Below are 14,113 nucleotides of genomic sequence, written 5' to 3'. Positions count from 1 at the left end.
ATGAGTCAATTAACCGAAAAGCAAAAAATGTTGCAGGGGCTAGAGTATTTCCCAAGCGATAAATCGTTGCAGCAAGATAGAGCAAATGCTAAACGACTTTGCCATCAGTTTAATCAGTTTGATATCGATAATAGAAAAGGCAGTCGAAAAATTCTCAAATCACTGTTTGGTCATTGTGAAGGTGCTTGGATAGAGCCTAGCTTTTATTGCGATTATGGTTATAACATTTCAACAGGTAAAAATTTCTACGCCAATCACGGCTTAGTAATATTAGACGCCGCACCTGTTACTTTTGGCAATAATGTTATGATCGCTCCTGGCGTATTGATTTCTACCGCGACTCATCCTTTGGAACCAGACAAGCGTAATAAAGGTATAGAAACTGCCAATTCCATTACTATCGGAAACAGTGTTTGGATAGGTATGGGCGCGAAAATTTTAGATGGCGTAACTATAGGTGACAATGCTGTTATCGCCGCTGGAGCGGTGGTGAACAAAGATGTAGCGCCGAATACCGTGGTAGCAGGGGTACCCGCACAAGTAATTAAAACAATATCTACTTAACTTTAGCTCATCAGGTTAGTTTTTAGACTGAGTCCACATATTGTTGTAAATCGCCCAATTCCTGATCCCACCCCTTAACATTGGCTTGTTTGTGTGTTGATTGTAAAAAACCTGATTCAATTAAACTTAAGTGAGTGCCTCCAGATTTAGTAGATGTGAGAGTCCACTCTACTAATGTCGATGTCGCTTCATCAAATACTGCGTCTTGTTGGAACATCCAGCGCCAAGCAAAATAGCGAGGTGGAGTGATTGTTTCGATACGCATTGCAAATCTGCCTTCACATTCCTGCTCCCATTCAAAGTATCCGTGCTCACCTTGTTTTAATTCAAAACTCGCGGCAGAACCAAACCACTTTTGAATTTCTTCAGGTCGGGTAATCGCATGCCATACTTTCTCAATGGGGGCGTTAAAAACGACTTCTCTTACAATTGCGTCAATTTTATTTTTGGTTGTCATCGTCATCTCCAATATATTGAATTAAGTCGTTTAGTCTGTCGTCCCACTTTTGGGCAAATGGTGCTAACCAATTAAACAAACTCTGCATTGCCTTAGGATCTAGTTTATGGATCCGTTCTTTACCAACAAAATCAGCCTGTATAACTTTGGCTTTAATCAAAATATTTAGATGTTTAGTTATTGCTTGCCTTGATACGTTAGATCCTAGTGTTAATTGTTTGATTGATAGACCTCCGTGCAGATGCAGGGCTTCAATTATGTGCCGTCTTTGCGGATCTGCCAAAGCAGTAAAAATATCCATTAATTATCCATTTTTGTTAGTCAGAATATAATGAGCAACCCAATGGTTGCATGTCAAGTTGCCGGTAAGATTAATTTCGCTTTAGAGGATGAGAATAAGTCGTTTCAATGCATTTATTTAGCTTGGGTATAAAACCACATGACTTTTCTGTTATGTTAGTTTGTTACTTATTATTGGTCTATTCGTCTGAAAACTAACCAACTATTCCAATAAAAGTAATTAAAACTTGTTGTAAGTTTTAATAGCTGGTAAAAAGTCAATCCAAAATTAAAAATAATAAAATTCTTGATGTACATTTATCGTTACATCTCGTGGTGCTACAGAAAATCAGCTGCAAAAGGTCGCTTCATTATTGACCCAATGCCAAATTTTAGTTTATTTTAAAAGAGTTAAAACATGTTACGTGACAGCAATAACAATATTAATATTTCTTCTGAGAAAGTATTAGTCACCCCTCAAGCACTAAAGTCTGAATTGCCAGTGAGTGATTCTGTTTTACAAGTTGTGCAAACTTCTAGGCAAGTTATTAGTGATATTTTGCATCGTAAAGACCACAGGTTTTTACTGATATGCGGCCCTTGTTCGATACATGATATTGATGCAGCCAAAGAATACGCTCTTAAATTAAAAGAGTTGCATGAGAGCTGTAAAGATACCTTATATATAGTAATGCGAGTTTATTTTGAAAAGCCTCGCACCACCGTTGGTTGGAAAGGTTTGATTAATGATCCACATATTAACGATACCTTTGATATTGAAACCGGATTACGTAAAGCTAGAGAACTATTGATTTGGTTGGCAGAGCTAGAATTGCCCGTTGCAACCGAAGCACTGGATCCTATCAGTCCACAATATTTAGCAGAATTATTTAGCTGGTCTGCCATAGGGGCAAGGACTTCTGAATCCCAAACTCACAGAGAAATGGCCAGTGGTCTATCTATGCCAGTAGGTTTCAAAAATGGCACTGACGGTAGTCTAGGTATTGCCATTAACGCGTTGCAATCAGCTGCATCAGGCCACAGTTTTATGGGTATCAACGGTGAAGGGCAAGTAAGTGTAATTACAACTCAAGGTAACCCCGATGGACATATTATTTTGCGTGGCGGTAAGCAGCCCAACTATGATTCGGTTTGTGTAGCTGATTGTGAAGTTGAACTAGAAAATGCCAAGTTGAGCGCAGGTCTAGTGATTGACTGCAGTCATGCAAACTCTAGCAAAGATTTTCGTAGACAGCCTTTGGTTGCTAAAAACGTCGTAAATCAAATTCTTGAAGGTAATCAATCTGTTATTGGGATCATGTTAGAAAGTCATTTAAATCATGGCAATCAAAGTAGTTCAGGGAAAACCCCAAGTGAATTAGAATATGGTGTGTCTATTACAGATGGTTGCATTAATTGGCAAACCACTGAAGAATTGATTAATCATATGCGAGATAAGTTGATAACCGTGTTACCTATGCGGTTAAATAAGTTTATTGATGCTGAAAACTAGGAAAAGTAATGCCCGTATCCCCGAACGAACTTAATCAACTGCGGCAACAAATAGATGATATTGATAACCAACTAGTTGAATTATTGGCGAAACGGGCGAAAGTGACAGCCCGAGTGGGTAAATATAAAAGCAAAGTGGGCTTGCCTATTTATGTACCTGAACGTGAAGCAGAATTGATTGCCAAGAGAAGATCAGAAGCAGAACAGCTGAATGTTTCCCCGGTTCTCGTAGAAGATTTACTGCGTAGGATCATGCGTGAGTCTTATCATACTCAAAATGTTGACTATTTATGTACTAACCCAAAGATTCAAAAAATAGTGGTGATAGGTGGCGCTGGTGCGTTAGGTAGAGTGTTTGTGGATATGTTTAAGCGCAGTGGATATCCAGTGCAACTGCTAGAAAAAGACGATTGGGAAAATGCCGATTCTATTCTAAATGATGCCGGTTTGGTGTTGGTAGCAGTGCCCATAAAGTTAACTGAGAGCGTTATTTCAAAGTTAACCAACTTACCCCAAGACTGCGTGTTAGTTGATATTACTAGTACCAAACAAAAACCTTTAGCGGCCATGATGGCTGCCCATAAGGGACCAGTCTTAGGGCTACATCCAATGTTTGGACCGGACGTTGCGAGTATGGTTAAACAGGTTGTAGTGGTATGTCATGGACGTCATTGTGAACAATACGAATGGTTATTGCAGCAAATCCGTATTTGGGGTGGAATATTGCAGCAAACTACTGCAAAAGAGCACGATGACGCCATGGTATTTATACAGGTTATGCGACACTTTTGTAGTTTTGTTTTTGGTTCACATTTGTCTGGAGAAAACCCAGATCTGCAACAGTTAATCTCCTTAAGTTCACCAATTTATCGTTTAGAATTGGCGATGGTAGGGCGGTTATTTGCTCAGGATCCTGTGCTATATGCTGATATTATTTTTGATAATAAGGATAGCGTTAAGATATTAACTGAGTTTAGTGCCAAATTTAATCAGGCTTTGACCTTAGTTGAAAGTAATAATAAAGGTGAATTTGTTAAGCAGTTCCTGAATATTGGTTCGTGGTTTGGCGATTATGCTAAGCAGTGTTTGGTGGATAGTAGAAAGTTATTACTCAAAGCAGATGACGACCGTTCTTTGAGTGAAGATTGTTGAGCTTCGAAGTGTTACGACTTTAATCATTAAAAATAGAAAATAGAAAATAGAAAATAGAAAAACGGGGCCATTTTAATTGCCCCGTTTTTTTGTGTTTACAAATTTTTATTTAACAAAAAGTTTAGCAAAAAAAGTAGTTTATCGTCACTACTCAGCTAAAGCGCTTACCGCCGCAACTTTTGTTGGGTTGATTTCTTCATTTGGATAACAACCTAATACTTTAAAATAGCGGGTCATGGCTTGTAACTCTTCTAGTGCCTGCTGCATCGGCCCATCTTGCACATTACCTTCCACATCAAGGTAAAACATTTCTTCCCAAGGGTTACCAGTAATAGGCCTAGATTCAAGTTTGGTCATATTAATTTTATTGTCACGTAGCACCATAAGTGCTTCTACTAAGGCTCCGGGTTTTTGTACAGTAGACATGACCAAGGTTGTTTTGGCAGGCACTTGCAGAGGCACGTTGACAGGTTTACGAGCCACGACAAAAAAGCGACTATGATTTTCTTTCTGATTCGCCAAGTTGGACTTAATTGCATGCAAACCATACAAACTTCCACCACTTTCGCTTCCCATGGCAGCTACATCATCAGTATTTAATTCCGCCACTTTTAACATTGCCGCCGAAGTACTATCACAAGGCTTAACCTCTACATTTCCCAACTCCGCGAGGAAATGACTACATTGGGCGAAAACTTGAGGATGGGCATACAATGTTTTTATCTTGCTTACGTCGGTGTCTTGACTCACTAATAACGCATGTTTGATGGGGTAGGTGAGTTCACCAATAATAGAAAGGTGAGTGTGTTGCAGTTGGTCGTATACTTCATTGATACTACCTGAGGAGGTGTTTTCAATCGGTAATACGGCATAGTCTGCTTCGTTAGTTTCTACTTTCTTAATGATTTCTAAAAAGCTTTGGCAACCAATTTCAAGCAGTTCACCGGGGCGCCGTGAAAAATACTTTTGGGTAGCTAAATAACTGTAAGAACCTTTGTCGCCTAAAAAAGCCACACGATTAAGTGGTAAATTACTACCAGGGTTTGCTCTTGCCGCTAACAACGCTTGTTGGTTTAATACTGAATCTTCAATAATGACATGAAATAATTGCGTGACGTAATGGGCGTCTAAACCGTGCTTACTGCCTTCTTTTATCAACCTAATTAATAATTGTTCTTCACGTTTTTGATCACGTACAGGGATATGGTTTTTTATCTTAGTTTCAGCTACTTGATTAGTATATTGCTGCCTTTGAGCTAAAAAAGTCAGTAGTTGGGTGTCAAGGTCAGTGATTTTTACTCTAAGTTCTTCTAATTCTGTTGATGACATGGTTTTCACTTATAATTTCAAAAATAACTCCCCAATAGGGAGGTTTCAGTATAGATAACAAAAACCTAGGATTAACCTAGGTTTAAAAATATGCTGCTGTGCCACTGAATCTATAAAGCCGCTTCCTATATGTCAACGATTGCTTAAGCACAAATTTTTCGTTTATTAAGAATAATGAATAACACTTTATTATTATCGTTATTGACCTAGTAACGAGACTAACATTTTGCGTACTTCGTTTACCTCAAATGGTTTGTCGCAAAGAGCGTTAACACCGGTTTGATGGATATTAGCCATATGTAAACTCGCGCTTGATTCGCTGGTGACCATAATTATAGGTATATGTGAAGTTTCAGGATTAAATCGAATAAATTCTGAAAGCTCTCTGCCATCCATTTCAGGCATATTATAATCGGTAACAACTAAATCGAACGTTTGGTCTTTTAACAGAGTCAAGGCTTCAGCACCGTTCTCAGCTTCTAAAATCTGCTGTAGTCCTAGGCCGTTAAGTACTCTTCGAATATGGTTTCGTGCGAGTTTACTATCATCGACTAATAATACTCTAACGTCGTGTACATCAAATAGCTCTAAATCCAGTTCGTCAGAGTTGATCAAATCTAACGATGCTTTTAACGCTTTAGATAAATTATCAGGGGTAAAAGGTTTTGGCAAAATCGCTGCGACACCAGATTGCTTAAACTCTTCTAATTTTTCAACCCGATTTTCGCTGGAAATTAACATAAACGGGGTCGCAGCATGAGAGTCGCTGCTTTTTAATTGTTTAATGATATCTAGACCGGTCCCATCTTCAAAATACATCGCACTGACAACTAAGTCCGCGCCTTGCTTAGTAATAGTTTCAAGTGCTTGTTTGACACTACCGACCGCTTCAACATGATTAATATCCGCGGCAGCTAATTGTTTTATAATGATTTTTCTTTGAGTGTCCGAAGGCTCTACTAAGATAATACTGACTTCTGACAACGAGAGATGATGCATGGCTACTCCTAATTTGTATTACTACTGGCGATTAACCACCCGCTAATTTCACATTATGGCCTAGTTGTTCTAGTGTTGCCTTGATTTTATCGCGGTTGTCGCCTTGAATCTCAATTACCCCGTTTTTCATTGCGCCTCCGGTACCGCACATTTTCTTTAACTGACTGCATAAGTCTTTGAGTGCTTTTTCGGGGAGGTCTAAACCTGTCACTGTTGTCATTCCTTTACCCTTACGGCCTTTGGTTTCACGGCGGATGCGTACAATGCCATCAGTTTTTATTTGTTGTTTTTTATCTTCTTTGTTTTCAATGCGGCCAGTTTGTGTGCTGTATACCAGTCTATTTTCACTCATATTTAATTTAACCCTATTGCTACTGAGCGGGGAGGGCGCTCATTCTAATAAAAAAAAGTGATTCTTTGTAGGCAAAGCTGTAAAACTATTATTTAATAACCCAGTATAGAGTGGAACATAATAGTACGTTTCTTTTTGTAAGGGGTAGTGAATGAGTTTAGATAGAGAGTTTTCTGAAGACGGAAGTGAATTAACTATCTTCCTCGAAGAAAAATTCGATTTTGGTAAAGTTCAGGATTTTCGTTTGGCCTACTCTGAGGGCAACGAAGCAGTTACGACTATTGTAATCAATCTGCAAAAAACTGAATATATGGATAGTTCGGCTTTGGGAATGTTGTTGAACATGCAAAAAAGTTTATGTGATACCGTGAAGTCTTTTAAAATTACCCATTGCCGTCCCCAAGTGTTAAAAATCCTGCAAATCGCTCGCTTCGATAAGAAATTCCTAATTGTATAACGTTTCATAAATATTTATGCGTATTCTGGTTGTAGACGACGACACGCTTAGCCGATTTTTATTGGTGCATATGCTGGAGCAACAAGGGTATTTAGATATCTTTGAAGCCGAAGATGGAATGGTGGCCATTGAATTGGCAAAGCGTATTAAACCAGACCTGGTTTTGCTGGATATTATCATGCCAGAAATGGATGGATATGCGGTTGCAACACAATTAAAGAAACTCGCTGGTGATATCTATTTACCTATTATTTTTATCACCGCCCTAGATGATGAAAAATCTCTAGCCAGATGTCTAGAGGTGGGAGGCGATGATTTTGTAGCAAAACCTTTTGATAAGGTTATTCTGGCAGCGAAAATCCGCGCTCATGTGCGTACCCGATTACTCAGCAAAAAAACCTTTGAACAAAATAAGCAGCTGACTTTTTATCGAAACGCAGTTGAACGTGAGCATAAGATTGTGGAACACATCTTTGCCAACGCGTTGTCGGTTAATAAATCCTTTACTCGTTACTTAGATTATTGCCTCAATCCAGCCAGTGATTTTAATGGTGATTTGTTCATCGCTAGTGCAAGTCCGACCGGTGGAATGTATTTTTTAATTGGTGATTTTACTGGTCATGGTTTAGCCTCGGCTATTGGCGCGCTGCCGGTTTCACAAGCGTTTCAAGCTATGTCTAGAAAAGGTCTGTCGTTAATGGAAATGGCAGAAACCATCAACCAGACGCTTTTAATGTTGCTACCAGATGATATGTTTTTTGCAGCGGCGCTAGTTGAAATAAATCACACGGGAAAGCAAGTGGATATCTGGAATGGAGGCATGCCAAGCCTGCTTTTACAGGATCAAACTGGAAAGATAGTAAAACGTTTTGATTCCCGCCACATGGCTCTTGGAATATTAGAAAATCATGAGTTTGAAGCCGACGTAGAACGTTATGAAATGCAATTTGGCGACAGGTTGGTGGCATTTAGCGATGGCATAGTTGAACTTGAAAATGAAGCATACCAAATGTTAGGTAGTGAGGGCATTGAATCCTGGTTATTGGCCCAACCTAACATTAATGTTGAAGGTATCATCGACAAAGCTAAGGAGTATTTAGGCGCAAGGCTACGTAAAGACGATGTTACCGTTATTATATTTACTAGTCAGCCGTTAGAGCAGGTCACTAACGAACGCGTCGCCTCTAAAATACCACTTAAAATGGTATTAGAGTTAGACGCTAAACATATCAAATCTAGCGATCCTGTTGTGGATTTAGTGAGTGTTATTACCAACCAACTAAGTTTGTATGGTGTACATTCGGAATTGTTCACGGTGTTGAGTGAACTCTACAATAATGCACTTGAACATGGTGTATTGGAGCTTGATTCGGAATTAAAACAATCAGACTCAGGTTTTTTTGAGTACTTTAAGTTACGTGAAGAAAAACTGTCCTCACTTGAGGTTGCTAGTATCGTTATTAGCGCTGAATATTTGCCTGATGAAAATGCTTTGGCAATCCAAATTAAAGATTCAGGAAAAGGTTTTAAACAGCAACACATGCCAGAACTGGAAAACCTCGAGAAAAGTTATGGTCGTGGTATTTCCTTAGTTAAAGAGTTGTGTGAGTCAGTAGAGTATACAAACAAAGGCAATACTGTCGACGTGGTGTTCAAGATATAATTAAGGTGTAAGAAAGATGGTAGAAACAGTTAAAGTACGCGTTGCTAAGCACAACGATGTGGCCCCCTTAGTGAAGTTTAATCAATTAATGGCATGGGAAACAGAACAGAAAGAATTGGATATGGACACTTTGACTAAGGGAGTCTCTGCATTGATTTCTGATGAGACTAAAGGATTCTATTTAGTCGCAGAAAAAGAACAAGAGGTAGTGGGAAGCCTAATGGTCACTACCGAGTGGAGCGATTGGCGCAATGCGGTATTCTGGTGGATTCAAAGTGTGTATATTTCTCCTGATTATCGCCGTAAGGGGATTTATGCCCAGCTATATTCTCAGGTTAAAATTTTGGCCGAGCAACAAAAAGACGTTTGCGGTTTTAGGTTATACGTTGAAAAAGAAAACGCTATTGCTCAGAAAACTTATGAATCGTTAGGTATGCAAGCAAGCCATTATTTGATGTATGAGGAATAAATTGGTATTGAGAATAGTTCTCAATTACACTAACATCCGGTTTCTATCATTGTATTATGTCTTTTGAAAGTAGGAATGCCTCTTGAAAAAAATCATCTCGTGTATATTTGTTATCGTGACGTTGCTGTCTCCGGCAGTAGTGGCAGAGCAGGTTAATTTGTATTCAGCTCGTAAAGAAGCGTTGATCAAACCCTTATTGGATTCTTTTACTCAGCAAACCGGTATCTCAGTCAATTTAGTAACGGGTAAAGCAGATAATTTGATTACGCGTTTAAAGAGCGAAGGTAAATATAGCCCTGCGGATCTACTGTTAACTACAGACGTTGGCCGCTTGTATCGCGCTAAACAACAAGGTTTGACTCAAGAAATTTCAGAGACTGAGGCCATTTCTAAATTACCCAATAATTATCATGATGAGCAGGGACATTGGTTAGGATTGTCTTTACGCGCTCGGCCTTTAATGGTTTCAGTCGACAGAGTTGCGGCGCAATCTATTACAAAAATGGAAGATTTGACCAAGCCTGAATGGAAAGGGCGTATATGTATTCGTAGCTCTAATAATATATACAATCAATCTATGGTGGCTTCCTTAATTGCACAACTAGGCGAATCTGCCACTGAGGAATGGGTAAATGGTCTTGTTAAGAATTTCGCGCGGCCTCCTCAAGGTGGAGACAGAGATCAAATCAAAGGTGTCGCCTCTGGCTTATGTGATGTGGCTATAGCTAACACGTATTATCTTGCGGGAATGTTGAGTTCTAAAGATGAAACAACAAAACAGCAAGCCAAAAAAGTTAAAGTCGTTTGGCCAAATCAGGAGGACAGAGGCGCCCATATCAATATCTCAGGAGTTGCACTGGCAAAAAATGCTCCTAACAAAGCCGCCGCACTTAAGTTAATTGATTTTTTACTCAGTGAAGAATCACAATTGTGGTATGCAAAAACCAACCATGAATATCCTGTTTTAGCTGGTATTCCTTACAGTGATATCCTGCAATCCTTTGGTGTATTTGAAACAGAACAGGTGCCGTTAAGTCAACTCGGAGAATTGAATTCAGCTGCAGTACAGATGATGGATCGCGCTGGGTGGAAGTAAATTCGACGGGGTATTCCCTGTCTAAACTAAATTAAGTTTGGGTATGAGACAAATTAACTGGCCATTTGGCCCGTTCAATTTTTGGTTAATCGGTATAACACTAGGCTGCTTTGTCCTTGCTGCACCCATTGGCCTAGTGTTTGTCAGCGTGTTTTTTCCTCAAACTGAAATCTGGCAACATCTCTATACAACTGTATTAGCAGACTATATTGTCAATTCTATTGTTTTGGCTTTTGGTGTTGGATTAATCGTCATAGTGATAGGGACTGTTTTAGCGTGGTGTATTGCTAGGTACGAGTTTACCGGCCGTAAACAATTGCAGTGGTTGGTTCTTTTACCAATGGCGATGCCAGCTTACATTATTGCCTATACCTATACAGGTTTGTTGGACTTTGCGGGCCCAATACAAACGTTATTAAGAGAAACATTTGACTGGCAATATGGTGATTATTATTTCCCAGACATTCGTTCATTGCCTGGGGCGATCGTTATGTTGTCTTTGGTTCTGTATCCCTATGTTTATATGTTAGCTAGAACCGCATTTAGTGAACAACCTGCCAGCCTTGAAGATGTGTCGAGAAGTTTAGGGGTCTCCTCCAGAAAATATCTGTTTAAGGTTGTGCTGCCTTTGGCTCGCCCTGCAATATTGATGGGCGCTGCGTTAGCCATGATGGAAGCCTTTGCTGACTACGGCACAGTGCAATATTTTGGGTTAAGCACTTTTACTACCGGTATTTTTAGAACTTGGTTTGGGTTAGGAAACGGTCTTGCGGCTGCGCAACTGGCGGCACTCTTAACCAGTTTTGTGATGTTGTTATTGATTCTAGAATTTCTATCAAGACGTAAAATTCGTTATTATTTTCAAGGTCAAAAAACACAACAAGCAAAAAGAATAAAGTTAACGGGTAGTAAAGCTTTCTGGGTGCCGTTTATTTGTTTGTTACCGGTATGCTTGGGGTTCATTTTTCCGGTTTTACAGTTGTTTATTTGGGCTTCAAAAACCTACTCACAGCAATTTAGTGCTGAATTTGGCTTATTGTTGTGGAATAGTTTTTACTTGGCAGCGATTGCCGCTTTTGTTGCTGTAGTTTTAGCCTTATTTTTCGCTTACGGAAAACGTCTCCATCCAATCAAGTCGATTCGAATGTTGGTCGGCGTGGTGAATCTAGGTTATGCCATTCCAGGTACTGTTCTAGCCATAGGTGCGATGATTTCATTAAGTTGGCTAGACATAAGACTGAATGGATTGACTGAAAGCTGGTTTGATTTAAGTTTAGGCTTAGTGTTTTCAGGTTCATTGTTTGCATTGATTTTGGTTTACAGCAGTCGATTTTTAGCCGTAGCGATGCATAACGTTGACACAGGGTTGGCGCGAGTGAAACCCAGTATGGATGACGCTGCGCGATCTTTGGGATACAAACCGTTTCAAATTCTCAGAAAGATTCATTTGCCCCTAATGAAAACGAGTGTGTTGAGTGCACTGTTATTAGTCTTTGTTGATGTATTGAAAGAACTACCCGCCACCTTGATTTTACGACCGTTTAACTTTAATACACTAGCGGTTAAAACATTTGAATTGGCTTCAGATGAAAGATTAATGGACGCAGCGTTGCCCGCATTAGCCATTGTTTGTGTAGGTATATTGCCAGTTGTCTTACTGACTCTTTTAATTGATAAGCCCAGCGAAATTACCTCTCAAATCAAATAAGGTAACCATGTTAAGTCTCAAAAATGTAACGGTTAGTTACCAAAACGTAAAAGCCGCACAAGATGTGACGTTTGAATTATCAAGCGGACAAATAGGGTGTTTATTAGGTCCATCTGGTTGTGGAAAAACGTCTCTTTTGCGAGCAATTGCAGGTTTTGAAAAGTTAACAGATGGGACAATTAGGTTACGTGAACAGTTAGTTTCCGATAAAAATAATCATATAGAACCTGAAAAACGTCACGTATCAGTTGTATTTCAAGACTATGCATTATTTCCTCATCTTACCGTAGCGCAAAACATCGCTTTTGGTTTGCACCAGCAAAATAGAGCACAAAAACACCAGCGAGTGACAGAATTGCTGGAATTAATAGGATTGTCAGGGTATGGCAGTCGCTACCCACATGCGTTGTCAGGTGGCCAACAACAGCGTATTGCGTTGGCGCGAGCAATGGCTGCCAAACCTGATTTACTGTTGCTGGACGAGCCTTTTTCTAGTTTAGACGCGGAATTAAGAGATGAGTTAGCAAAACAATTGCGGACTATTTTGAAACACGAAAAGACCACCGCTTTGATGGTAACCCATGATCAACATGAAGCCTTTGCCATGGCTGACGTGATCGGTGTCATGAATAAAGGCCACTTACTACAATGGTCTGATGCTTACGCACTGTATCATCGACCAAAGAGCCGATTTGTGGCCTCCTTTGTTGGTGATGGTGTGTTTTTGCCTGCAACTGTAGATAGCAACATTAAATTGAATAGTGGTTTAGGGGTTTTTACTATTGAGCCTGGCAGTGGTTTTAAACAAGGTGATAAAGTTGTCTTCTTGATTCGCCCAGACGATATCATCCATGATGACAAAAGTGAGACCTTGGCAAAAGTAATCGATAGGTCGTTTCAAGGTTCGCACATCTTGTATCAATTAGAATTACAGCAAGTTGGACATGCCAAGGTATTGTGCTTGGCACCGAGTCATCATGACCATCAGTTGAATGAACTGATAGGCATTCGGTTAGACTTAGAGCATATGATTGTGTTCGCAGACAATGGAGACAATATATGAAAATTGCCATTGTAGGAGCGGGGATCACAGGGAGTTTATTGGCGGACTTTCTTGATTCTGAAAACTTTAATGTCAGCATTTTTGAAAAGTCTCGTGGCTGTGGAGGTAGAGCCAGCACCAAAAAAACCGATTTTGGTCAGTGTGATATGGGTGCCACTATTGTGCCAGTCAAAACAATCGAATTTGCACAGTATATGCAACAACTTTGCAATCAAGGTATTGCGAGTCAATGGCCTCAAGATATATATATTACCCATCAAAATAGTGGTGTTAAGACTCCGCTGGAAATACTCGAAAGTGACCGCAAGTATTACGTTTTTAATCAGAAAATGAATGCTGCATGTCGTCACTGGGTTAACAATGCGCAATTACATACGAACAGCTTAGTTAGCCAAGTGCGATATCATCACGATAAAGGATGGCAATTAAAAATAAATGCTGATTGGCAGTCTGAGCGATTTGATAAATTAGTCATAACTGCCCCATGGCCACAAAGTCAAACAATAATTGAGCAATCCGACGTCTCTTTAGTGCTACCCACTTTTTCACAAACTTGGACAAGTTGTTGGTCAATTGCACTAAAACTAGACCAACTAGTTACCTCTGCAGTTGATTTAGTCTATCTAAAAGGACACCCTATCCAGACCTTAGTGCGAGATTCTAGTAAGCCACAACGACCTGAAGTCATGACTGCACAACAAAACGAAATCTGGGTAGCCCAACTCACTAACGAATTGTCAGACGATTTAGGTTCTCAAGCAATGAATGAGGCGATATCTATTGCGACCAAGGAACTATGTGAGTTGTTTGGATTATCTAAACAGTCTGTGACAGATACCTACGCGCACTATTGGCGATATGCTAGACCTAGTGCCGGGCAAAATCCTTTAGGTATGTTGTCTAACCATCAACATGGAATATATGTTGGCGGGGACTGGAGTTTTGGTGCTTCCATAGAGTCAGCCTATGAGGGAGCTAGGGCACTCGTGCAATTAATTAAAACGGGAGCGTAA

15 protein-coding genes are annotated in these 14,113 nt (G+C 39.8%); 10 read left to right on the top strand and 5 right to left on the bottom strand.

Annotated features, from left to right (window positions below):
* On the top strand, positions 1–564 hold the full coding sequence (locus tag ABJK37_RS23880) for a sugar O-acetyltransferase (protein ID WP_348359038.1): 564 nt from the start codon (positions 1–3) through the stop codon (positions 562–564).
* A 22-nt stretch (positions 565–586) separates the two neighbouring features.
* Here the strand turns inward: ABJK37_RS23880 and ABJK37_RS23875 are convergent, their stop codons facing one another.
* Entirely contained in the window at positions 587–1,021 is a 435-nt protein-coding gene (locus ABJK37_RS23875; protein ID WP_348359036.1) for an SRPBCC domain-containing protein, read from the bottom strand.
* Positions 1,005–1,322 (bottom strand): winged helix-turn-helix transcriptional regulator, encoded by a 318-nt coding sequence (locus ABJK37_RS23870; protein ID WP_348359034.1) that lies wholly within the window; start codon positions 1,320–1,322, stop codon positions 1,005–1,007. The genes ABJK37_RS23875 and ABJK37_RS23870 overlap by 17 nt, the downstream gene beginning before the upstream one ends.
* Before the next feature lie 396 nt (positions 1,323–1,718).
* On the opposite strand from ABJK37_RS23870, the gene ABJK37_RS23865 reads away from it, so the two are divergent.
* Both ABJK37_RS23865 and tyrA read left to right on the top strand, forming a co-directional pair.
* Positions 1,719–2,813: a 3-deoxy-7-phosphoheptulonate synthase gene (locus ABJK37_RS23865; protein ID WP_348359032.1), complete on the top strand. Its 1,095-nt coding sequence runs from the start codon at positions 1,719–1,721 to the stop codon at positions 2,811–2,813.
* Positions 2,814–2,821: 8 nt separating this feature from the next.
* On the top strand, positions 2,822–3,964 hold the full coding sequence (gene tyrA, locus ABJK37_RS23860; RefSeq protein ID WP_348359030.1) for a bifunctional chorismate mutase/prephenate dehydrogenase: 1,143 nt from the start codon (positions 2,822–2,824) through the stop codon (positions 3,962–3,964).
* Between the two features lie 147 nt (positions 3,965–4,111).
* Here tyrA and pheA read toward each other — a convergent pair whose 3' ends face one another.
* The 3 genes from pheA to yciH form a co-directional block, all read right to left on the bottom strand.
* A complete protein-coding gene (gene pheA / locus ABJK37_RS23855) occupies positions 4,112–5,293 on the bottom strand; it encodes a prephenate dehydratase (RefSeq protein ID WP_348359028.1) in 1,182 nt (393 codons plus the stop codon).
* A gap of 198 nt (positions 5,294–5,491) precedes the next feature.
* Positions 5,492–6,292, bottom strand: coding sequence for a response regulator (locus ABJK37_RS23850; protein WP_348359026.1), 801 nt, complete (start codon positions 6,290–6,292; stop codon positions 5,492–5,494).
* Between the two features lie 31 nt (positions 6,293–6,323).
* Positions 6,324–6,644 carry a stress response translation initiation inhibitor YciH gene (gene yciH / locus ABJK37_RS23845; RefSeq protein WP_348359024.1) on the bottom strand — a complete coding sequence of 107 codons (321 nt, stop codon included), beginning with the start codon at positions 6,642–6,644 and terminating at the stop codon, positions 6,324–6,326.
* Positions 6,645–6,795: 151 nt separating this feature from the next.
* Here yciH and ABJK37_RS23840 point away from each other — a divergent pair, with 151 nt between their 5' ends.
* The 7 genes from ABJK37_RS23840 (at position 6,796) to ABJK37_RS23810 (ending at position 14,113) form a co-directional block, all read left to right on the top strand.
* Positions 6,796–7,101, top strand: coding sequence for an STAS domain-containing protein (locus tag ABJK37_RS23840; RefSeq protein WP_348359022.1), 306 nt, complete (start codon positions 6,796–6,798; stop codon positions 7,099–7,101).
* A 16-nt stretch (positions 7,102–7,117) separates the two neighbouring features.
* Complete coding sequence (locus ABJK37_RS23835; RefSeq protein ID WP_348359020.1) at positions 7,118–8,764, top strand: fused response regulator/phosphatase; 1,647 nt, start codon at positions 7,118–7,120, stop codon at positions 8,762–8,764.
* A 16-nt stretch (positions 8,765–8,780) separates the two neighbouring features.
* The gene (locus ABJK37_RS23830) at positions 8,781–9,233 is read left to right on the top strand and encodes a GNAT family N-acetyltransferase (RefSeq protein ID WP_348359018.1); all 453 of its coding nucleotides are present in this window, start codon (positions 8,781–8,783) and stop codon (positions 9,231–9,233) included.
* A gap of 82 nt (positions 9,234–9,315) precedes the next feature.
* Positions 9,316–10,329 carry an extracellular solute-binding protein gene (locus ABJK37_RS23825; RefSeq protein ID WP_348359016.1) on the top strand — a complete coding sequence of 338 codons (1,014 nt, stop codon included), beginning with the start codon at positions 9,316–9,318 and terminating at the stop codon, positions 10,327–10,329.
* Positions 10,330–10,372: 43 nt separating this feature from the next.
* Positions 10,373–12,037 (top strand): iron ABC transporter permease, encoded by a 1,665-nt coding sequence (locus tag ABJK37_RS23820; protein ID WP_348359014.1) that lies wholly within the window; start codon positions 10,373–10,375, stop codon positions 12,035–12,037.
* A 7-nt stretch (positions 12,038–12,044) separates the two neighbouring features.
* Positions 12,045–13,100: an ABC transporter ATP-binding protein gene (locus ABJK37_RS23815; protein WP_348359012.1), complete on the top strand. Its 1,056-nt coding sequence runs from the start codon at positions 12,045–12,047 to the stop codon at positions 13,098–13,100.
* Positions 13,097–14,113 (top strand): NAD(P)-binding protein, encoded by a 1,017-nt coding sequence (locus tag ABJK37_RS23810; protein ID WP_348359010.1) that lies wholly within the window; start codon positions 13,097–13,099, stop codon positions 14,111–14,113. The genes ABJK37_RS23815 and ABJK37_RS23810 overlap by 4 nt, the downstream gene beginning before the upstream one ends.

The sequence above is a fragment of the Paraglaciecola sp. genome, from assembly GCF_039964565.1.
Lineage (GTDB): Bacteria > Pseudomonadota > Gammaproteobacteria > Enterobacterales > Alteromonadaceae > Paraglaciecola.
The sequence above is the reverse complement of the archived record's forward strand: the minus strand, read 5'-3'. Positions and strand labels throughout refer to the sequence as shown.